The 26135-nt window shown below is 38.5% G+C and carries 17 protein-coding genes, 1 tRNA gene and 4 pseudogenes; 6 read left to right on the forward strand and 16 right to left on the reverse strand.

Features of this window, described 5'->3' with window-relative positions; all coding sequences use genetic code 11:
- The first annotated feature begins 21 nt into the window (after nucleotides 1-21).
- Both B9T25_RS00715 and B9T25_RS00720 read left to right on the forward strand, forming a co-directional pair.
- On the forward strand, nucleotides 22-1251 hold the full coding sequence (locus B9T25_RS00715; protein WP_086186594.1) for a L,D-transpeptidase family protein: 1230 nt from the start codon (nucleotides 22-24) through the stop codon (nucleotides 1249-1251).
- Nucleotides 1252-1428: 177 nt separating this feature from the next.
- Nucleotides 1429-2121: a pirin family protein gene (locus tag B9T25_RS00720; protein WP_086186595.1), complete on the forward strand. Its 693-nt coding sequence runs from the start codon at nucleotides 1429-1431 to the stop codon at nucleotides 2119-2121.
- 245 nt (nucleotides 2122-2366) lie between these two features.
- Here the strand turns inward: B9T25_RS00720 and B9T25_RS00725 are convergent.
- The 6 genes and pseudogenes from B9T25_RS00725 to arsC form a co-directional block, all read right to left on the reverse strand.
- Nucleotides 2367-3525: pseudogene (locus B9T25_RS00725) on the reverse strand (catalase family protein).
- A gap of 377 nt (nucleotides 3526-3902) precedes the next feature.
- Nucleotides 3903-6749 (reverse strand): ImpA family metalloprotease, encoded by a 2847-nt coding sequence (locus tag B9T25_RS00730; RefSeq protein WP_228146834.1) that lies wholly within the window; start codon nucleotides 6747-6749, stop codon nucleotides 3903-3905.
- 334 nt (nucleotides 6750-7083) lie between these two features.
- Nucleotides 7084-10236 carry an efflux RND transporter permease subunit gene (locus tag B9T25_RS00735; RefSeq protein WP_086186597.1) on the reverse strand — a complete coding sequence of 1051 codons (3153 nt, stop codon included), beginning with the start codon at nucleotides 10234-10236 and terminating at the stop codon, nucleotides 7084-7086.
- Nucleotides 10226-11443 (reverse strand): efflux RND transporter periplasmic adaptor subunit, encoded by a 1218-nt coding sequence (locus tag B9T25_RS00740; protein WP_086186598.1) that lies wholly within the window; start codon nucleotides 11441-11443, stop codon nucleotides 10226-10228. The genes B9T25_RS00735 and B9T25_RS00740 overlap by 11 nt, the downstream gene beginning before the upstream one ends.
- A 2-nt stretch (nucleotides 11444-11445) precedes the next feature.
- On the reverse strand, nucleotides 11446-12840 hold the full coding sequence (locus tag B9T25_RS00745; RefSeq protein ID WP_086186599.1) for a TolC family protein: 1395 nt from the start codon (nucleotides 12838-12840) through the stop codon (nucleotides 11446-11448).
- Between the two features lie 925 nt (nucleotides 12841-13765).
- Nucleotides 13766-14194 (reverse strand): annotated as a pseudogene (arsC, locus tag B9T25_RS00755) (arsenate reductase (glutaredoxin)).
- An 84-nt stretch (nucleotides 14195-14278) separates the two neighbouring features.
- Here arsC and B9T25_RS00760 point away from each other — a divergent pair.
- Genes B9T25_RS00760 through arsH form a run of 4 tightly spaced genes read left to right on the forward strand, consistent with a single transcriptional unit; the run spans nucleotide 14279 to nucleotide 16835 of the window.
- The gene (locus B9T25_RS00760; protein ID WP_086186601.1) at nucleotides 14279-14602 is read left to right on the forward strand and encodes a metalloregulator ArsR/SmtB family transcription factor; all 324 of its coding nucleotides are present in this window, start codon (nucleotides 14279-14281) and stop codon (nucleotides 14600-14602) included.
- 5 nt (nucleotides 14603-14607) lie between these two features.
- Nucleotides 14608-15081 carry an arsenate reductase ArsC gene (locus B9T25_RS00765; protein ID WP_086186602.1) on the forward strand — a complete coding sequence of 158 codons (474 nt, stop codon included), beginning with the start codon at nucleotides 14608-14610 and terminating at the stop codon, nucleotides 15079-15081.
- A gap of 4 nt (nucleotides 15082-15085) precedes the next feature.
- Nucleotides 15086-16126 carry an ACR3 family arsenite efflux transporter gene (gene arsB / locus B9T25_RS00770; protein WP_086186603.1) on the forward strand — a complete coding sequence of 347 codons (1041 nt, stop codon included), beginning with the start codon at nucleotides 15086-15088 and terminating at the stop codon, nucleotides 16124-16126.
- Nucleotides 16127-16130: 4 nt separating this feature from the next.
- Nucleotides 16131-16835 (forward strand): arsenical resistance protein ArsH, encoded by a 705-nt coding sequence (gene arsH, locus B9T25_RS00775; RefSeq protein ID WP_086186604.1) that lies wholly within the window; start codon nucleotides 16131-16133, stop codon nucleotides 16833-16835.
- 769 nt (nucleotides 16836-17604) lie between these two features.
- On the opposite strand, the gene B9T25_RS00780 is transcribed toward arsH, so the two are convergent.
- The 10 genes and pseudogenes from B9T25_RS00780 to dld form a co-directional block, all read right to left on the reverse strand.
- On the reverse strand, nucleotides 17605-18405 hold the full coding sequence (locus B9T25_RS00780) for an undecaprenyl-diphosphate phosphatase (protein WP_086186605.1): 801 nt from the start codon (nucleotides 18403-18405) through the stop codon (nucleotides 17605-17607).
- An 811-nt stretch (nucleotides 18406-19216) separates the two neighbouring features.
- Nucleotides 19217-19597, reverse strand: coding sequence for a hypothetical protein (locus tag B9T25_RS00790; protein ID WP_086186607.1), 381 nt, complete (start codon nucleotides 19595-19597; stop codon nucleotides 19217-19219).
- A 22-nt stretch (nucleotides 19598-19619) separates the two neighbouring features.
- A complete protein-coding gene (locus B9T25_RS00795) occupies nucleotides 19620-20000 on the reverse strand; it encodes a hypothetical protein (protein ID WP_086186608.1) in 381 nt (126 codons plus the stop codon).
- Nucleotides 20001-20214: 214 nt separating this feature from the next.
- Nucleotides 20215-20460, reverse strand: coding sequence for a hypothetical protein (locus B9T25_RS00800; RefSeq protein ID WP_086186609.1), 246 nt, complete (start codon nucleotides 20458-20460; stop codon nucleotides 20215-20217).
- Between the two features lie 88 nt (nucleotides 20461-20548).
- Nucleotides 20549-21310, reverse strand: a complete 762-nt coding sequence (locus B9T25_RS00805) for a hypothetical protein (protein ID WP_086186610.1) — start codon at nucleotides 21308-21310, stop codon at nucleotides 20549-20551.
- 123 nt (nucleotides 21311-21433) lie between these two features.
- Nucleotides 21434-21586: pseudogene (locus tag B9T25_RS00810) on the reverse strand (hydrolase or metal-binding protein); the annotation flags it as partial.
- A pseudogene (locus tag B9T25_RS14815) lies at nucleotides 21577-21666 on the reverse strand (DUF4102 domain-containing protein); the annotation flags it as partial. The pseudogenes B9T25_RS00810 and B9T25_RS14815, both read right to left, overlap by 10 nt.
- Before the next feature lie 169 nt (nucleotides 21667-21835).
- Nucleotides 21836-21925, reverse strand: a tRNA-Ser gene (locus tag B9T25_RS00815).
- 87 nt (nucleotides 21926-22012) lie between these two features.
- Entirely contained in the window at nucleotides 22013-24046 is a 2034-nt protein-coding gene (locus B9T25_RS00820) for an NADPH-dependent 2,4-dienoyl-CoA reductase (protein ID WP_086186611.1), read from the reverse strand.
- Between the two features lie 173 nt (nucleotides 24047-24219).
- Entirely contained in the window at nucleotides 24220-25920 is a 1701-nt protein-coding gene (dld, locus tag B9T25_RS00825; RefSeq protein ID WP_086186612.1) for a D-lactate dehydrogenase, read from the reverse strand.
- Nucleotides 25921-26135: the final 215 nt, after the last annotated feature.

The following is a 26135-nucleotide window of genomic DNA, read 5'->3' on the forward strand; positions in this document are numbered from 1 at the left end:
TAATTCTTAAGGTTGAATTACATGTTCGTTCGCACATTACTCGCTATGAGTTTAAGTTGCATTATTGCGGGTACAGCATTTGCCGCACCTACCGCAGAACAACCATTAAATCCTAAAAAGATTGCTGATACTGCGGTTCAAGATCCGATTGATCCACTTGCGATGAATGCAGCATCAAATGCTCAAAGCACGGCTAATACCCAGATTACACAACAAGAACAACAAGATTTAAATAAGGCTTCAAAAACCTTACAGAATCTTGAGAAATCTGAAGATAATACAGCTGCTATCGGTACAGCACCGACCACCAGCACAACGACTCCGTCTAGTGCAGCAGCAACTAAGGTATCTTGGACACTTGATGGTCTGAACAATGCCAACTGGTATGACAATATTGGTAAAGGTCAATTCCCTGTTTACGCACGTGCACATGTTATGCTCAACAATGCACATGCTTCACCAGGTGCTATTGATGGTTCAAGTGGTAAAAACACCCTTAAAGCGATTGCTTCATTCCAACAAATGAACGGCTTGAAACCAACGGGAACCCTAACGCAAGAAACTTGGAATGCATTAATTGCAAAACAAGGATCTAAACCTGCTTTTGTTGAATATACTATTACAGATGCAGATCTTAAAGGTCCGTATGTTGCATCTATCCCTCGTGATTATGCATTACAGTCAAAAATGAAAGGTCTGTATTACACACGTGTGACAGAAATGCTCGGTGAAAAATTCCATATGGATGAAGACTTTTTGAAAAAGTTAAATCCAAAAGCAACTTTCAAAAAAGCGGGTGAAAAAATTATTGTTGCCAATATCCGTAACGAAGTACCTGAGGATATTCACCTCATCGTTGCACATAAAGGTGCTAAACAACTGTATTTGTTTAACAGTCGCAACCAGATGATTGGCTCGTTCCCTGCGACCATTGGTAGCTCTGATACACCATCACCAACAGGTACATACAAAGTCACTGGCGTAGCACCAAATCCTTGGTATGGCTATTCTCCAAGTAACTTTGTGCAAGGTAAAAACAATAAACCATTGTCTTTACCACCTGGTCCAAATGGCCCTGTAGGGAATATCTGGATTGGTTTAAGTAAAAAATCATTTGGTATTCATGGTACACCCAACCCATCTGCAATTTCTAAGACTGCATCGCATGGTTGTATCCGTTTAACCAACTGGGATGCCAATGATTTAGGTAAAAAAGTAAAATCTGGCGTAACTGTTAAATTCCTCGAATAATCAAAATATTGATCATCCTAAAGCCTGCATTTATGCGGGCTTTTTTATATTAAGACCTCGCGAAAATAAGTCATCTTATGTTCTATAAATAGAATGATATGTTGCTTTTAAGCTATTTTTAAATAAAAACGACAACAGTAAAATAGCGGTATAGTTTAATAAATATAAGGAAACTCCATGAACGCATTTATACATCACAGTGAAAATCGTGGTCATGTCAATATGGATTGGCTTGACTCCAAACATAGCTTCTCATTTGGCAGTTGGTATGATCCTAAATATATGGGTGTGAGTGTACTTCGTGTAATTAATGATGACACTATTGCAGCACATAATGGTTTTGGTACGCATGCCCATGACAATATGGAAATTTTGACCTGTGTACTTGATGGTACTATTTCACACCGTGACAGCATGGGAAATGAAGGTCATATTTCTGCAGGTGAATGGCAGTTAATGAGTGCTGGTACAGGTGTACAACATAGTGAAATTAACAACAGTGATAGCCCTGTACATTTGTTACAAATTTGGATTCACCCAGATATTCGTAATGCTGAGCCGAACTATCAACAAATCAAATGTGATCCACGTGAACAACCAAATCAATGGCATGTCATTGCAGGACCACAGCCGAATGCGCTAATACACATTCGTCAGCAAGCAGAAATCAAAACTGCTGTAATTACAAAAGACTATGTTCTGCCTATTCAAACCACGCAACATATTAATTATGTCCATGTACTAGCAGGTTCAATTAAGATTGCTGAATATACACTACATGCAGGTGATGCTATTGCTTTTACGGATACTAACCAAATAGAAGCTTTAGAAGACAGCCAAATTATTTGGTTTGATCTTCCTGAAGCTTAAAATATCTCACTCTAAAATAGGCCCATATCAAGATTAGTATCGCCCCTAATTCAATCCGACTTAATCTGAATAAATTTTGATCTAATCGGACATGAATCTTAAAAAATAACGCGTTTTATTCGGGCTAAATAAGAATCAAAAAGTATTTTTTATATCTGCTTAAGTGCAAACAAGATTAGTACTTTTAGCTTAAGCAGATATGAAGCTTTGCTTTGTCGATTGGCGACAGGCGTAGTCTCAACAGGCTACCGAGGTTCTTGTCTTTGGGTTGAATTCATCTCATGTCTGACTCGACTGATACGATCATAAATCACTTTGCGCATCCTATTGATTACTCCAAGTGGTTTATGTTCAGGCAAAGCATGCCATGGCGTAAAAGATAAATTTTCACAAAATTTATCTTGATCAGGCGTATCAAAAACCTGTTGAGGAATACGAATAGTCGCCACCTGATAAAAAGGCGCTTGCGTTTCTTTCCATTCGGTCATCGCATCTTCCACGACCAATGTATTTGATGTTTTAGGTTGTACTAAAAATTCCATACACGCATCACCTTTTTGCAGACTATTTCGGAGAGTATCGCGCAGAAAGTCATGATTGGGATTGTCTGGTATAGGATCTACTGCTGCTGTGCAAGATCTGGCTGAATACTTTACTGCCTGACGATCAGGACCTATGCCTAACTGGTAAGGAACCATAGACCAATATCGGGTTTGCAGCGGGTTTGAAATTCTTGTTCTGAGATTTAAGGCAATCCGAGTTCCTTTAGAACCCAGTGTGAACGGAATCTGAAGCTTTCTAAAAAAATGATCACTGTTGATATCCTGCATCAACGACATATAGCGCTTAGGATCATTAACAAAAAATACGGGATGATTGATCATAATAAAATCTTGTGTAGCGACCTCATCCTCTGAGATTTTTTTCCCTGATACACCTAAAACTTTGATTGCTATCCCCCGTGCATCTTTCTTAATGTCTGCCTGCGTTGCATCAGCAGAACCATTCGAAAAACGAATCCATGCTTGATATTTTTTACCAGGAATAAAAATACCTTTAGCAAGACTACTCGGCAGCGTTTCCATCACATGGAATTCTGCTCGTACACAGCCATGAGCTTTCGGATGTGCATCACGACGTGCACTGCCTAAGACATATTGTTTGCGAATAGATTTTTCAATAACATCAGCGATCTCTTCAGCTATCACCTTTTCATTCGGATATAGCTTTTCACCTATCACCTAAACCTGAATCAATATTAGGGTAAGGAATGTTATGCGGATTATTCGGCATTGTAGCAGTGGTATTTTTAGGTTGTGTAGTACTACAACCACTCATTGCCAATACCAGAGGTGTAATAGTGAACAGCAGACTAAAGTGTATCGGCCTCATAAAATTTGGCATTAACCGCCTCCTTTCCGCAAAGATAACACCATAATTACATTAAGTTTTTTGTAGTGATGTTGCTAAATTCAGCGAACTATAAAAATCATTTATTGAATACACTAACTGTTATGAGGCTTTGTAAAATATATCTTTTAAGAACTAGAGATATTTTACATCTATTTTATTAGGACATAACTAGAGTATGAAGTCTGTCTTACTCTTCCTAATTTATCAGTTATTTAAATATTTTTTCAACAAAGTCTTATCTATGTCAATGTCGCTATCATTTCAAGTGTTAAATAGACCATTCACTGCATGACATTTTTAAGATCAATAAAAAAGGTTACTTTCATATTTGAAAGTAACCTTTTGCGTAAATTACTAAAAAAAAATAATTAGTAAGGATAGTTTGGAACTGCCCCCGTTGCAGGAAGTGTCAACCAAGTCCCCTCATTTAAATGGTTAGACCTATTTGCAGGCTGTGCATAAAAATTCAAAGGCGCCATAGGCAATTTCAGCATAGCAATAGAGGTGTGCGCAGTATCTGTCACAGGCACACCGTAAAGCTTAAACATCTCTTTTAAGTCATAGCCCATAATTTTTGAGCTGAGTACATAAATCATGTCAGGTCGACTCAAGTTTTTCGTCGTGAATGCACCTAAACCTAATTTGTTTTTGTCTGCTGTAGTTGCTGTCGCCACATCAATTTGATTATAAAGACGCTGCGAAATATTCAGTAAGCGCATAAATTCAAATACACCTTGCGAATCAGGTCGTAATTTACCCTGATGTAGCTTGGTATAGTTATGAGCCAACTGCATGTGAAACGCTTGCTTGGCATTGTCATTACCTTGCCATAGACGTTTTTCCATCTCTGCACGCAGCGCTTCCCCACTGAAGTTTGTATTACGACTATCTTTGATATTGCCATATAACAGAGGATGATTAAAATTATTGCCGTTATTGTCCAGATCATAAATTTCATATTTACGCAGCATACTCACGCCTGCCAAAATATTGTTATTACATTCTGTACCGCAGCCAATGGTGTTTCCATTCTCTGTCGATGGGAAAGTCATGGTAAGTACACCCTGAACAGTATTGTGTCCAAGTTCATGTACCCAACCCCAGCCTATATCTAGCCCCGTCGCGCCATCAGAAGGATTGCCTGAACATAGGAAACCACAAGTGGCTATCCAACCAACAAAATGCTGAACATTCGGTGCACGGTGAATCTCACCGGTACAGTCCCAACCTAAAGTATTACAGTATTGCTGAGTGCTGTTATCTAGCGGCATATTGTTATAACCATTGGCCATATGGTTACTGTCATAAATAACGGTCTTAATTCTTTCAATGTAATCACGTGGTGCAGTGTTACCAATCGCATTGAGTGCATAAGCAGTGATTTGCTGAATTTCACCACCTACAAATTTAAAGGTATTCCAGCCAAAGACTCTGCTTTGCAAACTAACGCTGGCTGCATCAATATCAGCATCAGTAATCGGCTGGGTAAAGTCAAAGTGTGCATATTTTGCACTGCCTTTGATTTTTAAAGTAATGGTACTACCCGCTGTAGCATTGCTGTAATTCAACATGAGTGGCCCACCAAATGGGCTGACAAACTTGTTATCAACGCCTGTATTTAGCTTTACACCATAACTGTTCGGACGCAGTGGGCGTTTATAGCCATCATCACTAAATGGGTTGCCCCAAGTGCGGATATGACTGGTTTGTACAGCAAGATTTGCACCTTGAGCATCTACAATCTGTATATCCACTGCTTTTGCAGGAATACTGGCACGGCCAATCGCTGTTACGCCACTGCTTTGCGGAATCGTCACTGTAATGGTTTCCCAATCACTACTGACTGGCATATTTTGCGCTGATGCAGGCATATAGTCACCAGCACCTTGCAGAGCAGCCTTGGTATAACTACGTTTGTAGTCTAGCCAAGCATCTGAAGCATAGGTTTGCATAAAGGTTAGCGGATTACCGTTTTTATTTAAACCCGTGTAGTTCACGGACGGGCGCCACAAATCGGCAATCAACACCAAGGCTTTTAAAATACTATTTTTATTTTCTTCACTAAATGCTGATAAACCCTGAGCATTCAATCTCTGCAATGCGCTTGAATGTGTCAGCATGCTTTGAATCATTGCATTGCTGGCATTAAGCTCACCTAAAGTGACCGATGCAGGATTAATAAAGTATTGTAGGGTTTTAATAGTGCCATCAATCTGATTAATCCGTTCCCAGCGCTGCTCAATGTTTGCAGGATTTGACATCAACAATGTACGTTCATCTCTGAACCAGTTCATATCGGCTTGAATGCCTATGGCATTCAAAACTTTTTGAGTATTCGCTTGGATATCCCAATAAGAACCTTGGAAATAAATCGCTTTACCGGCTTTTAAGTATTTGTCGATCAGCTCTTTTTCAAACTTCTCACCTTCAATACCTTGCCCCAAAACAATCAAATCAACATCTTGCCAACAGGTATTTGCAGGATCCAGTACATTACATGCAGGGTAATTGACCTTTGTCGCTAATTGCTTTTCAAGATAGCTCTTAACATCAACATTCGATGTCCCCTTGACGACAATATTCAGCGTTTTATTCACCGCTTGATGTGCATCACCCGTAATCAGCCAACGTAAACTATTGTTCATCACTTCTGTAAACTGAGTAAAATTAGCATTATTACTTAAAATTGGGCTAAACATTTCCTGACCATAAGCCAAAGCTCGCCCTTTACCAATTTTTGTGACAACGCCTAAGCCGCAACCTTTACCTGATTGAATGGCAAATGAACCATCACAAACTTTATCTCCCATGGCAAAAGGTATGCCAGTACTTAAATCAGTTGGATAAAGATTTAATGATGGACGCACTGTAAATTGTAAAGATGCCTGTATAATTCTATGATTGGCATTGGAATATAAAGAACCTAACAAGTTTTTTTGCCAATAGTGCTGCTGTTCAGCAGTATTGAGCGCCCACTTTAACAGGGACGTCTGATCCTGTAGGGTCAGATTCGCTGTACTGCCTGTGCTCAGTGCGACACTAGTGCGAGCATTGATGAAATCTTCTGGCTTTGCAGAAGGTGGAGCGACTTCTGTCCATGAATCATTGGCGGACTCACCGCCCTCACCGCCTCCTCCACCACCGCAAGCAATTAACCCTATGGATAATGATATCGTCAATAGCGCGTTTCTGAATGCTAAAGCATGTCCAGCCACAATAATTCCCCCAATACAAAAAATAACGACATCATGTTTAAAATGTCGTAAATAATAGCTAGAGATTATAAAGCTAAAAAAGATTAGTACGAATTAAATTAACATCTATCTTTTTGTTTTTTAAGGTTAATTGTTTTACAAAAATATAATTTAATGTGATGTATTTAGAACTAATTGGAATTTGTTTGAAATTTCAGCAAAAATAATGCGTCAGTAAAATTCAGTCTCTAATCCAATCAAATGCATCATCAGTGATGGGGCAACAAGCTAAAGCAAAATACTGAGCACTCAGTTGCTTTAGCTTGTCTCTTTACTGATTTAGCATTTTAAAATGTTAACTAACCTGAGTCTTTCTCTCATTTAACCAGCGATATAACACAGGTAAAATTAACAACGTCAGAAACGTAGAAGAAATAATGCCACCAATGACCACGGTTGCTAAAGGTCTCTGCACTTCTGCCCCTGTTCCCGTCGCCAATGCCATTGGAATAAAGCCCAAAGAAGCAACACAAGCCGTCATTAATACAGGACGTAAACGTAAAACTGCACCTGACCATGTTGCGGTATGGACATCAAACTTTTCTCTTAACTCTTTAATAAAAGTCAGCATGACCAGACCATTTAACACAGCGACACCTGACAGTGCAATAAAGCCAATGCCTGCTGACATCGAGATTGGAATATCTCTTAACCATAACGCCATTAATCCACCAGACAATGCAAATGGCACACCACTGAAAACCAGTAAACTATCTTTAACGTTATTAAACACAGCCATCAATAAAACAAAAATGATGATGAATGCCATAGGGATGACAATTTGCATTCTGGCTTTTGCTGAAGCTAAATTTTCAAACTGACCACCATAGCCCAACCAATACCCCGCAGGTAAGACCTGTTGTTTCAGCTCTTGTTGCATTTCTTGCACAAAAGAGCCTAAATCACGATCACGGACATTGGCTGTGACCACAACACGGCGTTTGCCATTTTCTCGACTGACTTGGCTAATCCCCAAAATATTTTCAACTTTGGCAACATCTTGTAGTTGAATCAATCCACCATTTGGAAGTTGAATCGGTAACATTGCCAGTTGCTGTGGCGTTCGCATGCTTTCGTCTAGTCGAATCACAAAATCGAAACGTCGATCACCTTGTAAAATTTCCCCCACATTCTGACCACCAATACTGGTCGCAACTAAATCCTGTATAGCTTTAATCGATAAACCATATTGTGCTGCCAAAGCATGATCAATATCGACATTCAACATAGGCAAACCGTCGGTTTGCTCCACTTTAACTTCGCTTGCACCTTCAATTTTTTTCAGTTTTTCCGCAATCTTTTCCGCTTCTTGATTCAGCGTCTGCATATCATCACCAAAAATCTTGATGCCGACATCACTGCGAATCCCCGAAATTAACTCATTAAAACGCAGTTCAATCGGTTGCGAAAATTCACTGTTATTGCCAGGAATTTTCTCCACAAACTCCAGCATTCGTGCTCGCAAATCATCAATCGTTTCATTTTGATTCGACCATTGATCATGAGGTTTCAACAACACAACACTATCGGAAATATTCGGAGGCATGACATCTGTTGCGACTTCAGCCGTACCTGTACGAGAGAAAATGGCCTTAATTTCAGGAAATTCTTTTAAAAGCTGCTTTTCTAGCCCTTCTTGTATTCTTAACGATTCTTCAATCCCTGTGCTCGGTGCGCGCAGTAATTGCAGGGCAAAATCCCCTTCACTCAATGTTGGAGAAAACTCAGTTCCCACACGTGTCGACATCACAGCCGTGAGGAGCAAAATACTGATTGCTGCTGTTACGACCACATATTTAAAGGCATAGGCTTGATCTAAAAGTTTTGCATAGCCATTTTTTAACGAACTCATCCAACGACTTTCTGTTTCTTTTACATCGCCTGTTAGGAACAAAGCGATAGCTGCTGGCACAAAAGTAATAGATAAAATAATCGCGCCAACCAGTGCAAGAACCACGGTCATTGCCATTGGATGGAACATTTTCGCTTCAACGCCTTCCAGTGCAAAAATCGGGAAATACACCACCATAATGATGATTTGCCCAAATATCAGCGGACGTCTTGCTTGTTTTGCAGCTAAAAATACTTCCGTAAAACGTTCAGAACGCGTTAATCTTTTACCTTTATGCTGTTGAGCTTCGGCTAAGCGACGGATACAGTTTTCAACAATCACCACTGCACCATCAACGATAATTCCAAAATCTAAAGCGCCTAAACTCATCAGATTGGCGCTGATTTTCTGCTCTGCCATGCCTGTCAATGTAAACAACATCGAAAGCGGAATAACACATGCGGTAATCAGTGCAGCTCTAAAATTGCCTAGAAAAATAAACAGGATCACAATAACAAGGATGGCACCTTCAATGAGGTTTTTGGCCACCGTCTTAATTGCCTTATCCACCAAATGACTACGATCATAAACAGTTTCAATTACCACACCTTTTGGTAATGACTGTTGAATTGCTTGAACTTTTTGATCTACCGCTTGAGCGATGGACTTACTATTTTCGCCCATCATCATCATGGCAGTACCCAATACGGTTTCTTCACCGTTATACGTCGCACCGCCTGTACGTAAATCATGACCAATCGAGACTGAAGCCACATCACCTACCCTAATCGGTAAGCCATTTTTGGTACTAATGCTGACATTTTCAATATCTTGAACAGAGGACAATAAACCTGGCACACGTACGGTCAGTTGTTGCCCATTATCTTCAATAAAACCTGCACCCCGATTGCCATTGTTATCTTTAAGTGCCTGCTCCAACTCTGCCACTGAAATTTGGATCTGTTGTAACCGGGTTAAATCTGGGGAAACAATATAGGTTTTCTCATAACCGCCAATACTATTGACTTCAGCAACACCTTCAACACGTTGCAGCTGAGGACGGACAATCCAGTCTTGGACTTCCCTTAAATCCATCGCAGTATAAGGCGTGCCATCTGGCTTTTTGGCATTCGGTTCTGCTTTGATCACCCACTGATAGATTTCCCCTAAACCTGTCGAGATGGGTGACATTTGTGGCTCAACATCTTCAGGTAAAGCACTTTTGGCTTCTTGCAAACGTTGGTTAATCAGTTGTCTCGCCCAGTAAATATCTGTGCCATCTTTAAAAATAATGGTGACTTGCGACAGTCCGTAACGAGAAACCGACCGTGTCTGCTCTAGGTTTGACATACCTGACATGGCATTTTCAATCGGATAGGTAATCCGTTGCTCAACCTCAAGTGCGGTAAAGCCATTGGCTTGACTGTTAATTTGAACTTGAACATTAGTGATATCAGGTACAGCATCTATCGTAAGTTTTTGATAACTATATATTCCGATAGCAATCCATGCGACGACAAACAACATCACCCAAATGGCATTACGAATAGAAAACTGAATGATTCGATCGAATAATCCTTTACTCGGAAAAAGGTCGTCTTGAGAATTAATGGGCATGTTCAGCCTCTCCCTTCTCCATTTCTGATTTCAACAGAAAACTACCCTGACTGACATATTGCTGTTTTTCAGTCAAACCCGATTTAATTTCGACCCATTGAGCATCACTTGAATAGTTGCCAAGTTGTACAGGGCTTGCCGTCAGATGAATTTGATCTTTTTCAGTTTTGGCAACAAACACGACCTGTTGACCATCAATCTGTTGAATCGCGGCTTTAGCAACACGTAATACAGGTTGTAGTGTTGCTTCACCTGTTAATAAAACATTCACCATTAAATTTGGACGAAGTTCTTGCGCTGGTGTTAAGACTTTCGCGCGAACTTGTAAACGTCCTGTTTGACTATCCGCTTCCGTTGTTAAAGCCTGTACTCGCGCTTTAAATAAATGATTGGTTTGCAAAGATTTAAATTCAATTTCCTGATTCGGTTGAACATGAATATTTGCAGCACTCGGTAAAATAAATTCAACCCATAATTGATCCAGCTGATCAATAACAAATAATTGCTTATCCGCAGAAATATTTTCACCAACAACGATGTCTTTTTTCGTAATCACCCCATTAAAAGGTGCTTTAATCACATAGCGCCCTTGACTGCCACTGCTTGCACCTAGTGCTGATAAACGACTTCGAGCAGCTTGAACTTGAATCTCCGCTTGTCGATAAGCGTTATATGCGCGTTGATAATCCTGTCGAGCAGAGATACCCTGATTAAAAAGCTGTTTTTCTCTTTGATAGTCTTGCGAAGCTAAAGTTAAAGCTTCCTGAGCAATACTTAAGTTGGCTTGTTGATCCACAAGGTCAGGAATAAAAAGCGTGGCTAAAGCCTGTCCTTTTTTCACGTCCTGTCCCAAGATTACAGCAACACTCTCAACTCGCCCTGCAAAACTCGCCTCCACATGCGCTTGTTGGTCAGTATTCACCACAAGTCTAGCTGGATATTGCTGTTTTCGTTCAACTTCACCCAATTCAACTTGTGCTAATTTCACGCCAAACTCAACCAATTGTTTTGATGTGAAGTTTAACGATTCATCTTCAGCATGAGCTTCCTCAGTCTCGCTATGTCCATGTTCTTCATCTGCATGTGCATCAGCCTCTTTACTTGGTTTTTCTTTACCACTGAATAATAAAACGGCACTCAGAACGGTACTCACGATGATAATGGCAATGATCCAAACCCATTGTTTTTTTGCTTGATATACAGACATTTTTATTCTCCTACCACTGAGTTCAGGTCATTTGTGGATTGCCATAAATTTTGATTAATTTTCATCAGTGCATCGGGTGACATAATCGTATCTGAATCCACCCCCAAGGCTAAACTTTCAGCTTGCAACGATTTTTGCCATGCTTGTTTTAACATTTGTATTTTGTTCAAGCGTTGTTCCTGAAGCTGAATGCTGGCTTGATGTACATCAGTGATAGAATATTTACCCACCTTAAAACCCAGTAAGGTTTTTTGATGTACGGACTCCGATAGCGGAATTTGTTGATCATTGATCAAGTCGTATTGCCATTTCAGACCCTTCAGCTCAAGCAATAAAGTGTCCAGTTGAGTCTTATTCTGCTGTTGGTAATACTGCTGTTGCTGATCTAATAAATCTTGTTTTGCTTGGGCGATTTGCATGCCATATTGCTGACGATCAAATATATTCAAAGGTATTTCAACCCCTAACCTTATTTGACTTTCAGTATTGTTTAAATCGGCTTGTTTACTATTGGTGATCCCCAAAAGCACATTCGGATTGGGTCTAGATTGTGCCTTTAAGTATTTTAAATTGGCTTGCTGTTTGGCTTTTTGCAGTTGAATATTTTGTAGCAATAAATTTTCATTGAGCGATTTTTGCACAAAGGCGGTGGTATCGGATGGCCATAGTTGAGCACGGCTTGCTCTCAAATCATGATCAAGTTCAGCTGCCCCCCACAAATTTGCCAATTGTCTTTTCACCGTGGTTAAGGACAACTCTACTTCTTGTGTCCGTCGCTGACTTTCAATGTGAGTCACTAAAGTACGATCCAAATCCAATCTGGAAACACTCCCTGCACGATAACGCAATCGGCTGGCATCCACATTTGCTTGACTGTCTGCTAATTGAGTTTTGCTAATTTTTAGCTCTTCTTGCAATACAAGAACTTGAGACCATAAATATTTCACAGCCAATAAGGTTTCTGCTTGATATAATTTTTGATTTAAATCAACTTGAGAGAGTTCAACTTTTGCTAAATTTTTTCGGCTACGACGTTGACCAAAAACATCTAAAGGTTGGCTAATCTCGATATCTAACTCTTGGTCCTGATCAGACTTAAACCCTGTTTTTTGCACAGATAGGCTTGGGTTCGCCCAAAGCTGGCTTTGTTTCAGTTTAGCTGTCGCAATGTCCTGTTGGGTTTGCAAGGTACGAATTTGATTTTGATGACCTTCAACACGCATTAATATTTGATTGAAATCTGAATCTTGCTGATTTTTGGATGCAATGGATTGATCAGCAAAAATGCTCGCTGAAATGGATATTCCGAGTATGAATGCAACAAACTGACCTTTTTTTAGCTGAGCAGTCGCTTTTCCATTCAAACCCATATAATAAGTTAAAACTTTTTTTGACATGAAGATGTCCCACAAACATGAATAGAATGATGGTGGGTTGTTTTAGGCTACCCCACCGTTAGCGGGGACAATTCGGGAGGAGGTGATAAAAGATGAAGATAGGGAGATTGATAAAAATTTACCCAAGGATGCGACTGTAGAATATCGACTTGAAAATTGGGTTTATCGTTATAATAAGGCGGTGTATCTAGCTCAAGTGCAATATGATTCGATAAGTGACTACACCTGTCGTTAAAACATATTTTCTGACAGTAATCATAAATTTTTTGATCATCTACCAAACTGTTCTTATTGTCATTACGCTGTATATTTGGTTGAACAAGAGATGGATCATTTAGAAATGAAGTCACATTTGGCATTTCATGCAGACACGCCGCTTCCGCTACATTCCAAATACTTTGGAATGTAAACAATAGCAGGAACATCTGTATCAGAAATGTCTTTCTCTTCATAGAATAATCTTAAACTTTAAGCCCCCATTATAGCGACCATTTTTGTCGAAAGCACTCAGATTTATAGGATACGAGTTAATCTCCCCAGTAAAGCTGTATCTATAGTATTCAATCCAGCTTTCTATAAAGTGAATCATTTAGAAAAAAACAAGCCAAAAGCGATCAACTTCTTTCATAAGTTGTTTTTCGATGAACATAACAAAGGTATAAAAATCGAATTAATAAAATGAGGCAGTGCTAATTTTAAAGAATCCAATATTGAATATTTTTTGATTTATGCCAGTTATCTAGTAAACCCCATTATCTAATAAACCAAGTTATCTAATAAACCAAGTTATCTAATAAATTTAATCACTAAAACATTCTAGATTTTTAGAAAAATATTCATCCAATACAAAATGTAGCTACTGAATCCACGCTTTTAGCTTCATATAACAAACGTTGTATAAAATTTAAATGTCATCGCAATCTGATTATTTAATTCTATTTCGATTTTCATCAATAATCACTTCACCATCTTCCTTACTCAATGCTTGCAGTTGAGGTGCACAAAGTATATCTAATACCGCTTCTGACGGTCGACACAACTTAACGCCTAATTCAGTAACAACAAAAGGACGATTAATTAAAATTGGATATTCAAGCATAAAACCGATCAACTGATCATCAGTCCAATGCTGTTGATCTAATTCCAGTTTTTCGTAAGGTTCAACATTTTTACGAATGGCTTCACGCACAGAAAGCCCTGATTTTTCAATTAAAATCATTAATTCTGCTTTACTGGGTGGCGTTTTCAAATACTCAATAACTTCAGGTTCTTATCCTGTATTTCGTATCAGTTCAAGTGTATTTCTTGACGTTCCGCAAGCAGGGTTATGATAAATCTTAATCTTTGGTGACATGACTTTTCTCAGTGCAAAACAGTATTGTATTTATATATGGATATACGTATATTCGCAATAGTAAATATATTAAGGAATCAGAAAATGAATCAAACCGATTTCTTTAAGTGTCTTTCTGACGCGACGCGTTTGGACATTTTGAAGTTAGTCATGGCCAAACAAAATATTTGTGTGTGTGAACTGACAGAACAGTTGCAACTCAGCCAACCGAAGATTTCTCGCCATTTGGCTTTGCTTCGAAATCTTTCCATTTTGCTTGATCAAAGACAGGGGCAATGGGTGTATTACCGTTTAAACCCAAATCTTCCTGAATGGGCAAATGAGGTTTTAAACATCATCTCAAAACAAAATGACGACATGATGAATAATCCTCATGTTAATTCGTCCATTGCAATTCATTGCGAGTAATACCGATGAAATTCTTATTTTTATGTACTGGAAACAGTTGTCGTAGCATTCTTTCAGAAGTGTTATTCAATAGCCGTGCGCCCGAAGGTTGGAAAGCTTACAGTGCCGGTAGTCAACCGTCAGGTCAGGTTCATCCACTCACCCTTAAGACTTTGCAAAATTTAGGCTTATCTACTGATGGTTTATCAAGCAAGACCATTGATGACTGTGAACAGTATCAACCTGACGTTGTAATTACCGTTTGTGATTCGGCAGCTCAAGAAGCTTGCCCGCTTTACTTAGGCGGAGCGATTAAGGCGCATTGGGGATTATCTGATCCATCTCACCTAGAGCTGCCTGAAGAAGAAAAGCTCAACGCTTTTTTAGTGACGGTTGATCATATTAATAAACGTTTGGATGCTTTATTTGCATTGGATGTAAACAAACTTTCTCGTTCTGAGCTTATTGCAGAAATCAATAAAATTTCAAATATTGAGTAAGATTATGTCTACTTCTAAAATGTCATTTTTAGATAAAAACCTAACCCTATGGATTTTCATTGCGATGGCATTCGGTGTAGGGATTGGGGTTTTTTTCCCCCAAGCATCGGTTGCCTTGGACAAGATGAGCATTGATTCAGTCAATATCCCGATTGCCATCGGTTTGATTTTGATGATGTATCCACCACTGGCCAAAGTGGACTATGCAACGTTGCCACAAGTATTTAAAGATAAGCGAACGCTCACTTTATCCTTGGTTCAGAACTGGCTAATTGCACCTTGTTTAATGTTTGCTTTGGCACTCATTTTTCTACAATCCTATCCTGAATATATGACAGGTGTGATCCTGATTGGCTTGGCTCGTTGTATTGCGATGGTATTGGTGTGGAATGGTTTGGCCTGTGGTGATAATCAGTATGTTGCAGGATTAGTCGCATTTAACAGTATTTTCCAAATTCTGTTCTTTAGTACCTATGCTTGGCTGTTTTTGACCGTCTTACCACCCTATTTTGGTGTAGAAGCACAAGTTATTCATGTTAGCTTCTGGACAATTACCCATGCAGTTTTGGTTTATTTAGGTATCCCATTTTTACTTGGTTTTTTGACCCGATTGATTCTTGTGAAACAAAAGGGATTGCTTTGGTATCAAAGCAAATTTATTCCTAAAATTAGTCCGTTAAGTCTTCTTGCTCTGTTATTTACCATTGTTGCCATGTTTAGTCTGAAAGGTGGTGAAGTTGTTAGCTTGCCATTAGATGTGCTCAGAATCGCAATTCCTTTAACCATTTACTTTGTGGTGATGTTCTTCATTAGCTTCTTTATGAGTAAGTGGATGGGCAATGATTATCCAAAAACTGCTGCTATCTCCTTTACTGCGGCAGGTAACAATTTTGAATTGGCTTTAGCCGTTGCCATTGCAACTTTTGGACTAGCATCGCCTGTTGCTTTTACAACAGTGGTTGGACCATTGGTTGAAGTGCCCGTGTTAATTGGCCTAGTGAGTGTTTCACTCTGGCTGAGAAAAAAAGTATTTAAAGAGATATAACGCGATGACTCTTCCAAATGTAGATTTAAATCTTCTTGAACAACCAACTCTAGACAAAGTTCAAGCCAAAGCGCTTGATCATGCGCCACGTATTTTGCTGCTTTACGGTTCAAATCGTGAAGTCTCTTATAGTCGACTCGCTGTTCAAGAAGCAGGTCGAATATTGGAGCATCTCGGTGCTGAAGTAAAAATCTTCCATCCTAAAGGGCTTCCATTACCTGAAGATGCGGATACAGCTCATCCCAAAGTTGCAGAACTGCATGAACTTCTAGCATGGTCAGAGGGCATGGTGTGGTGTTCACCTGAGCGACATGGCTCAATGAGTTCTATTTTAAAAGCTCAAATTGACTGGATTCCGCTTGCCGCAGGTGCGATTCGTGCCACGCAAGGTAAAACGCTAGCAGTCATGCAAGTTTGTGGTGGCTCGCAATCATTTAATGCAGTTAATCAGTTGCGTATTCTGGGGCGCTGGATGCGTATGATCACAATTCCAAATCAATCGTCTATCCCAAAAGCTTTTTTAGAATTTGAAGAAGATGGTCGGATGAAAGCCTCTTCTTACTACACAAGAATTGTGGATGTTATGGAAGAGCTGTATAAATTCACCCTTTTAACCAGAGGGCAATCAGATTATTTAACTGACCGTTATTCTGAGAGATTTGAGACTGCAGAGGAACTTTCCAGACGGGTTAATCAAAATAATATTTAAATGATCGACCATGTATCAAATACCAGTTAAACCAATAAAGCCCCACAAATGAGAAGCTATGCCAGTTAACTTCCGAACTGACTGGCATGAGTTCCAGATATAGCTTTTTTAATTTATACACACTGTCTATTGATGAACATTTAACCAAGACTCTATTTCAATATCTGCATGCAAAAACACCGAAAAGCAAATACAATCTTAGCTTATCATTCAATAAATTATTTAATTCAATCCAGTATTTATAGAAGAAAAAAGTTTTCGTTTTTAACGCCTGTTTAGCATTACTTATTGTATAAAGCATAGTGCGTAATCACGTCCTTTTGGCGACCAAATTTTACTTATTATTACTTTTATAGTTTTTGTTGCACTAATATCGAAAAAATAAAATTAACTACAACCCAATAAACTCAAAACACAACTTAGGTCAAGAATCTGCCTCATTCGGTAAATTTATTTAGTACGGCAATCCGAACAGTAAAAAGAGAAGAAAAACTAAAACTGCTAAAACAATGAATTTATCCACAAAACCAAAAAATAATATGAAAAACAACGCACCGAATTAAAATATGGAGTGAATTATTGCTTTTTTTTGATCTTGTAAAGCACCGCAATAAAAAATTTGGGGCTGTAGTAGATTAGCAATGTGATAACCGATTACAGCCCCAAAATTAAAATAAAGTTAACTTAAAAAGATCGTCAGCTCGAATTCAAATAAACCTTATAAAATTAGCAATCCTCATGATAGAGCCATGTTAACCACATAATTTAATTAAAATAAAACTACCATAATGATAATGCCTAATATAATGCGATACCATGCAAATACTCTTAGCGTATGCTTTTCAACAAAAAGAACCAAAGCTTTTACCACAAATAAGGCTGAAATGAAGGCGGCAACAAATCCTAATGAAATATTTAACAAATTATCTTGAGTCAAAACATCAGCATTTCGAATTAAATCAAATGTTGCAGCGCCCAACATCGTTGGCATAGCTAAAAAAAATGAAAATTCTGTAGCTGCTTTTCGAGATAATCCTGCAAACATTCCACCAACAATTGTTGCACCTGAACGTGATGTACCTGGAATCATTGCCACACACTGTGCAAATCCAACGATTAAAGCTTGTTTAAATGTGATTTCTGTAGCTTCTGTGGTTTTATGTTCAAACTGCTTAGATTCCACCCAAAATATAATTAAACCACCTACAATCAATGCAATAGAGACAACTAATGGATTAAAGAGAACTTGCTTAATAAAGTCTACTGCTAAAACACCAATAACGACTGCAGGTATAAAAGCAATAATGACACTTGTTGCAAAATGCCTTGCTTCACTATCCCCACTAAAAAAACCTTTTATTAAATCTAATATCTTTTTTCTGTATAACCAACATACAGCCAATATCGCCCCAAGTTGAATGACAACTTCGAAAACGCGCCCATCATCAGATTGAAAATCAATAATATGCCCAAATAAAATTAAATGACCTGTACTTGAAATAGGTAAAAATTCAGTTAACCCTTCAATAAACCCTAAAAATAGGGCCTTAAAAACTTCGATGTTTTCCATAAATCAACCAAAAATTAGGATAAAAAAACGGTATCCATCATGTTTTCACCAGATTATTTATTAGTAAAAAACATTCATTTTTTACTAACTCATCACACTTAAGCAACTAACATTAAGTACTACCATTTAAGGTTTTTGATATTAATACAGCTATGCTTGGTTAAGATAGTGAATTTCTACGCTTATATGTACAATTTCTTTATGAATAGCCAAGGTTCATTTGATACCGTAAAAAAAACATTCATTAAAGAGCCACCAATTTTTTTTGTATAGATGTACTACAGCAGGTAGCAATAATCAAAAGTACTATCAGAATCAATGAATAGGAACACAGCTTAAAGAGTATGTATTAAAAAATAATCAGGCTATTAATGAGGAAGAGTTACAGAATTTTTTAGCTATATTACATAAATTTTAGCTTGGAGCTTATGCATACATTCAAGGACATAAATTTTAAAGTAAGAAGCATAAATAGTCCGTAGGCATAAAACTAACCATAATCAAAACAAAAACTTAACTCGTATCCAATTCCTTGTTCATTAGCTTATTTTAAAACTTTTATAATCCAGATTTTTATATGGGTTACTATGTGGAACAAAAGTATAGGCATAAAAAAAGACCCTTGAAAATCAAGGGTCTTTTTACATATTTGGCGGAAGCGGTGGTAACTCCATAGGCACAACCTGCATATCTATATCCTAAATTGGACAACTCCTGATAAATTGCAGATGTTGCTTTAATACCCTCTATCTCCAATAAATTTTTTAATTGTTTTAGTCTTTCTCTTGAAAGTGTTTGTGTAGCTGTCATCTTATTCCCTTTTAAAATTTTCAGGTTTTACGATAAAACCCAGTACGACTGTTTTTGCTTGTTGTTGAATAAATTGCCAGTCTTGTAAATGAACACTTTGAAATACTGCTAAGATTCGAACCTTCATTTCAGGCTCTAAAACAAATTTTTGTTCGCATATTCGCACTAATGGGTATTCAGAATATTCACATTTAATAAGTGTGAGTACTTTTCCTTTCGAATCTTTTTGAACATATAAGTCATCTATATCGTATAGACTCTTAGGTAAAGCTAGGTAATAGCCGCCTCGATCATTGGCCTCTAAAAACTGTCTCAGATAATTAATCTCACTTTGCGTTAATTTTAATTGACCTGATGTCGTAATATTTGGATTAATACTCATTTTTTATTCCTTTTTATTGTATTTACTGTGTTTCAAATTGTTGAATTATTTTAATCACTTGCTGTCGATATGCTTGCCACTTAGGAATTACGTGTAATCTATTTTTACGTGTATAGATGACCACCCCTCTTGACTTATATCTAAATGAAATCTCACAAAGTGGTAGACTACCACAGTAAATCTTTACAGCTTCATCTGCTGGAACCTCTGGCGGTGAAATCCAGAATTGATCACGCTCAATAGAAATACAGTTTTTAGGAGTTGGATCATTTGGTGCCTTATTGGCTAGCCTGTCCAATGTTACCTGTGCTGCCTCATAACCTATTCTCTTTAAACGTACATCTTCTTTTAACTTTTCTACATCATAGCAACTCAATATTTTATAATTTTGCAAACCATTCACATCCTTTACCCTGAAAGGATTTCTAGAATCAAGAGTGGAGCCTGTACTTCCAACTTTATTAACTGGATGCCTTTTACCTGAATACAGTGATATTAAAAATCCATAGATATCTTCTTTGTTTGAAGGACGTCCATCTTTATTCCGTATAACAGGTTGACCACTCTCTGTAATTTCAAACCTGATAGTACCTAGCTGTGGCTTTTCATTAGGGTCTTTAGGCCGAGAATAACCAAATGGCCCCCCCAGTTAACAATATTTGTCCTACTCGTCCATCATCTACCCGAATTCCACCTTGTAAATAATTCATTGGGACTTTTAGTTTTAAACGTGGAGCCTTATTTTCAATATCCCCTTGCATATCTACATATAAAACTCGATCTACAATTTTAAACTCAGGTGCATTTCTTTGATTAAACTTCTGTAACCTTTCTTTTTCCCGCTCTTCAGGAGGGGGAAGCATGCAAGCAGTCCCAAGCTTAAATGTAATAAAAAAATCACCTTAAGCTTTTGTTTGAGTAATTTTAAGTTCATCTTTCTTCTCAGTATTTTTATTTTGATTGAATTAATTGGCTTGGTCTTACTTTTTCCACTTCGCTAAACAATGAAAATGTCTGATTTACATAATTCACTACACCTGAAATCTTCTCCATATATTGCATTAACTCAGGGGTTTTCTGTGCTTGAATCAATTTCACAGTCCGTGAAGGATCAAAACCATCAAACTGACAATAAAATAGGGGTTCCCCCCGTTTTAAGATCAAATCTTTTGATGTCTCATGCCATTCAAATGCCCACATCAATGGACGAGGCCAAATGTGAATCGGGAAACGCCCACCAAAGATTGTGCCGGGTAAAGGATTTTTTCGGTAATGCCCAAATGCATCGAGTTGAGTGATATACACCACTTCATCTGCTATAAAACAATAAGGAAGCTTTAATTGAAGAATGGGAACATTGGGTATACGCCATTCATTTTCATTCACCAATGCCAGCAATTCACGCAGTTTATTTCCACGGACAGGTGAAGCATCACCTAAGACATTGATGAGTGTGGGTTTACCTGACGGATCCCGATCAAATCTTAAATGAAAATCAAAAGGACAATTGATCACAAAATAACGACTTTCAAGTTGTAATACCGCTGGGCAACGGCTTGCAGATTTTGCATGTTTAGTTTGCGATTGTGAGCGCATACGGTAAGGCGGCTCAAAAAGAATTGAAGCTTTATCATCAATTAAGAACCAACCTACTTGGATTGGTCCTTCCCCAATAGTTTTTTGATCATCTTCAATTGTAAAATTAATGTGCATTTTTGAGATTTTTATAAGTTTTAAGTATTTTGCATATTACTATCTTCTGTATATTTAACATACAGAGTAATACACAGGCTGACGATAGCTTTGAGTTGTGCTCTTTCCTCTCAAGGTCAGCTATAAAGGTAAACATGAAAGTAGATCACCGATGCTGCATCGGTAATAACTCAACCGTGCTGCCAGAGTCTGAATACTATTAAAACCTGTGGTTCTAAAAATAAATGTGCCGAGTTCATCCGACTCATCCAGATTTACATACAAACGCCCATAGGGAGCTTATACATTTTATCAGGATTTTTTTTTGCTTTTTTAACCTGTAAAGCAGTCAGTTTATTGATTCCACATACAGTCATAGCGTATAAACAAAAAAATGCAGTAAGAGATAATCTTACTGCATTTTTTAATACTTTATAACCGCTCATTGACGTACTGTGTCATAGCTTGCTATACCGCTTATTTCTAACTTTAACCTTATAAGTCAAATACCTATATAGTGTTATAACAGTGTCAGAAACTTCAATGTGGCGGAAGCGGTGAGATTCGAACTCACGGAGGGGGTAAACCCTCGTCGGTTTTCAAGACCGGTGCATTAAACCGCTCTGCCACGCTTCCATGTGCGCCATAATACGGATCTTTTTAAAAACTGACAAGTAAAAATTACAAGTAAACCATTCAAATGAATATTGTTTCACCACATTGTTATAATTTGGCTGCTAATTCAGCACCTTCACGAATTGCACGCTTCGCATCAAGCTCTGCCGCCAGTTTTGCACCACCAATAATATGGTAATTTGCCAAAGTATTTTCACCTTCATTTGGCATGATGTCTTTTACTGACTCTTGCCCTGCACAAACGACCACAGTATCTACACGTAAAAGTTGGTCATAGCCATTGGTTTCAATCCATAAACCTTCATCAGTAATAGATTTATATTGCACTCCACGCAACATTTTAACAGCATGTTTTTTAAGTTGCGCGCGATGCACCCAACCCGATGTTTTTCCTAAACCAGCACCTAAAGACGTAGTTTTACGTTGCAACAAATAGATTTCACGCACAGGATGATCGACTTGCGCGGGTTGCAGACCACCTTCAGAAATATAACTCGGATTTGGATCAATCCCCCACTCACGTTGCCAATCCGCCAACGGTTGTGGCTGAGGTTGATGCTCTGGTTTCAATAAAAATTCAGAAACATCAAACCCAATACCGCCTGCACCAATCACTGCAACACGATTACCAACGGCAGCACCACGTAATACTTCTGCATACGACAACACTTGCGGTGCATGACTTCCTTCAATTTTCAAACCACGCGGCACAACACCTGTTGCGACAATCACCTCATCAAAACCTTCACGTTCTAATTGCTCACGGTTCACTTTGGTATTTAAACGCAGCTCTACCCCTGTTTTTTCAATTTGAACTTTAAAGTAGCGAATAGTTTCGTGAAACTCTTCTTTACCTGGAACGACTTTGGCTAAATTAAACTGCCCGCCAATTTCTTGCGCAGCTTCAAATAAAGTCACCTGATGACCGCGACTAGCAGCCACTGTTGCAGCAGACATGCCTGCTACACCACCACCGACAACTGCAATTTTTTTCGGTGCTTTGGTTTTTAAATAAACCAATTCAGTTTCATACGCTGCACGTGGATTGACTAAACAGCTGGCACGTTGATTTTTAAAGGTATGATCTAAACACGCTTGATTACAGGCAATACAGGTATTAATTTCATCAACACGATTAGTTGCAGTTTTACTCACCCAGAATGCATCCGCTAAAAACGGACGTGCCATCTGAATCATATCGGCTTTTCCAGCAGCCAAAATAGCTTCTGCTGTTTCAGGCATGTTAATACGGTTTGAAGCAATTACTGGAATCGTGACATGCTTTTTCACTTCAGCCGTGTAATCAGCAAATGCTGCACGCGGTACAGACGTGACAATAGTAGGAACACGTGCCTCATGCCAGCCAATACCTGTATTTAGCAATGTTACCCCTGCTTTTTCCAAAGCTTGAGCAACTAAAATTACTTCCTGCATGGTATTGCCATCATGAACCAGATCAAGCATCGATAAACGAAAACAGATAATAAATTTTTCACCGACTTTTTCACGAATCGCTTTGACAATATCAACTGCAAAACGCATTCGATTATCAATATCTCCTCCCCAACGATCATCACGCTGATTAACATGGCGACTTAGAAATTGGTTCAGTAAATAACCTTCAGAACCCATGATTTCTACACCATCATAGCCTGCTTTTTTAGCAATACTGGCAGTCTGTGCATAATCATCAATGGTATCTAAAATTTGCTTTTCACTCATTTGACGTGGTTTAAAAGGCGAAATGGGTGATTTAATTGGACTAGAAGAAACCACAAAAGGTTGGTAACCATAACGCCCAGCATGCAGAATCTGCATCAAAATTTTTGCGCCATGTTTATGCACAGCATGTGTCACTAAACGATGTGGCGCAACATCACCCAAAGTATTCATGGTGCCGCCTGCTGGCAATAACCAACCTGAACGATTGGGTGAGATACCACCTGTAATGATCAACCCCACACCACCTTTTGCACGTTCCCCAAAATATGCCGCGAGTTTAGGATAATTATAAAAACGATCTTCTAAACCTGTGTGCATTGACCCCATCACAACACGGTTTTTGATGGTCGTAAATCCTAAATGAAGTGGTTTTAAAAGATTTGCATAGCGAGTTGTCATGAAGGTTCCTTTTATATTTGGCTTTGCAACTTGTTGCATACTACTTTACCGACTTTTTTTATTTTGTTTATGACATTTTAAAAACATTCTTTAGCTAAACAGTCAATACAGACAAAAGAGGTATAATTAAAATAATTACACCTCTTTATTCAAACACTTAAGATTTTGAAAAATTATGACTTCCAGTTTTTTAATTTAGATGTATGTCCAATCCCGACATTAAAACGATTGGTTGGGTCTAGTTTTTGATAATGTTTTTTCAGTGCAGGCTTAGCCACATACAAATGCCCCACATTATGTTCCGCTGGATATTCTGCACCACGACCATCCAATAAATACCACATTTGATGTTCTATCGCTAAGGGATCAACCCCTTTTTTGACAATATAATCTTGATGAAAGACATGACATAGAAAATGACCGTAGTAAAGTTTATGAATAATCAAATCGTCTATGTCTTTAGGTAAAGTTTCCAACCATTCACGATCATTACGGCGTAAAGCAATATCCAATGCCACAATATCTTCAACTTCACTACGATGCGTATCACGATAGCGAATAGCGGCACCGGCAACCGCAAAGCGATGTAAAAAGGCTTTCCGTCCTTCTTCCTCTGTACAGAGAAAATAATGACCTGAAGAGCAAGTAGCAAAATAGTGTTTTAAAAATTGCTCAACCTGTTCAACATCCTGATTTTCTATACGCAAAACTAAATGATGTTCATATAAATCACGAAATTTATTCATGCGCTTCGGTAAATGGTTGGGCATAAACTTGGTGATGAGTTGTAAAACCTTGTCTGACAAGCCTTTCATACCAAATTTTTCAAGATAACCATCAACCTTATCTTTCATGGCAAAAGCTGCTGGAACTTTGGCTGTGCCGAACTTTTCGATAAACATGAAAGTGTCTTTACCGTATTCTGCACCAATGTCATAAGCCACACGATGAATATATTCACCCGCGATTGGCAAGCGTGCTAAATCTTTGAGTAAAAAACGACGAATTTCGGTTAAATCATCCTGTGAATTTGTACCAACATAGAACACTTGACTTGGAATTTTCTCAAAAGTATCGAGACGTACTGCAAAAACACAAACTTTCCCTGCCGAACCCGATGCCTCAAATAAACGCGATGGGTCTGCATTAAATCGTGCAGGGGTATTTTCATCAACCTGTTTTACATCATGTGCATAACGCTGATCTGAAGCACAACAGTTTGAGTCATGTTGAATATCATGAATTTGATATTGCTGATTTTCCAATTTAGATAAAATTTCGTCAGGAGATGAACCTAAATTCACCCCCAAATGATTGACCAGTTCTAACTGACCCTGTTCATTGACTCGCGCATACAGCGCCAGTTCAGTATAAGCAGGGCCACGACGCACCAATGCCCCACCCGAGTTATTACATACCCCACCTAGAACCGATGCACCAATACAGGATGAACCAATCACTGAATGGGGTTCACGATTAAATGGTGCCAATTCTTTTTCCAGTCGATCCAGTGTTGCACCTGGTAAACAAATCACCTGCTTACCGTCATTAATCACTTGAATCCCTGCTAAACGGCGGGTACTGATTAAAACGACTGGACGATCATAATCATCACCAAAGGGCGTAGAACCACCCGTCAATCCTGTATTGGCGGCTTGCATAATTACAACACAATCTGCATCTACTGCAGTTTGTAGAACATGCCATTGCTCAATTAAAGAACTCGGAGCAACGACAGCCAAAACCTGTCCTGAACCGTAACGACGCCCCTGACGGTATAAGCGTGTGTCATGATCATCGGTCAAAACGTGTGCTTTACCCACGATGTTGATGAGTTTATGAATGGTTTGCTGTGAATCTGATTGAGTTTGCATATGAAATTTTCCTATTCCAAATGTTAATCAGGAATAATATTTATTGATCTAATTTTTTATTTAAGCTTTTGAATTAAAACTAAAAACCTGAATTTTAATCCTGTATTGGAACAATCCCCCCTTTAAAAAGGGGGGCGTTTTCATTACTTTAATCTTGAAAGATGTAGCTCCTCCCTTTCTAAAAGGGAGGTTGGGAGGGATTAAAGTAAAATGAA

This window comes from Acinetobacter sp. ANC 4470, assembly GCF_002135335.1.
Lineage (GTDB): Bacteria > Pseudomonadota > Gammaproteobacteria > Pseudomonadales > Moraxellaceae > Acinetobacter.

What these genes read in the sequence shown, in the direction of transcription:
- B9T25_RS00715 (WP_086186594.1), top strand. Translation starts at nt 22, where the DNA reads ATGTTCGTTCGCACATTACTCGCTATGAGTTTAAGTTGCATTATTGCG.
- B9T25_RS00720 (WP_086186595.1), top strand. Translation starts at nt 1,429, where the DNA reads ATGAACGCATTTATACATCACAGTGAAAATCGTGGTCATGTCAATATG.
- B9T25_RS00735 (WP_086186597.1), bottom strand. Translation starts at nt 10,236, where the DNA reads ATGCCCATTAATTCTCAAGACGACCTTTTTCCGAGTAAAGGATTATTC.
- B9T25_RS00740 (WP_086186598.1), bottom strand. Translation starts at nt 11,443, where the DNA reads ATGTCTGTATATCAAGCAAAAAAACAATGGGTTTGGATCATTGCCATT.
- B9T25_RS00745 (WP_086186599.1), bottom strand. Translation starts at nt 12,840, where the DNA reads ATGTCAAAAAAAGTTTTAACTTATTATATGGGTTTGAATGGAAAAGCG.
- B9T25_RS00760 (WP_086186601.1), top strand. Translation starts at nt 14,279, where the DNA reads ATGAATCAAACCGATTTCTTTAAGTGTCTTTCTGACGCGACGCGTTTG.
- B9T25_RS00765 (WP_086186602.1), top strand. Translation starts at nt 14,608, where the DNA reads ATGAAATTCTTATTTTTATGTACTGGAAACAGTTGTCGTAGCATTCTT.
- arsB (WP_086186603.1), top strand. Translation starts at nt 15,086, where the DNA reads ATGTCTACTTCTAAAATGTCATTTTTAGATAAAAACCTAACCCTATGG.
- arsH (WP_086186604.1), top strand. Translation starts at nt 16,131, where the DNA reads ATGACTCTTCCAAATGTAGATTTAAATCTTCTTGAACAACCAACTCTA.
- B9T25_RS00780 (WP_086186605.1), bottom strand. Translation starts at nt 18,405, where the DNA reads ATGGAAAACATCGAAGTTTTTAAGGCCCTATTTTTAGGGTTTATTGAA.
- B9T25_RS00790 (WP_086186607.1), bottom strand. Translation starts at nt 19,597, where the DNA reads ATGAGTATTAATCCAAATATTACGACATCAGGTCAATTAAAATTAACG.
- B9T25_RS00800 (WP_086186609.1), bottom strand. Translation starts at nt 20,460, where the DNA reads ATGCTTCCCCCTCCTGAAGAGCGGGAAAAAGAAAGGTTACAGAAGTTT.
- B9T25_RS00805 (WP_086186610.1), bottom strand. Translation starts at nt 21,310, where the DNA reads ATGCACATTAATTTTACAATTGAAGATGATCAAAAAACTATTGGGGAA.
- B9T25_RS00820 (WP_086186611.1), bottom strand. Translation starts at nt 24,046, where the DNA reads ATGACAACTCGCTATGCAAATCTTTTAAAACCACTTCATTTAGGATTT.
- dld (WP_086186612.1), bottom strand. Translation starts at nt 25,920, where the DNA reads ATGCAAACTCAATCAGATTCACAGCAAACCATTCATAAACTCATCAAC.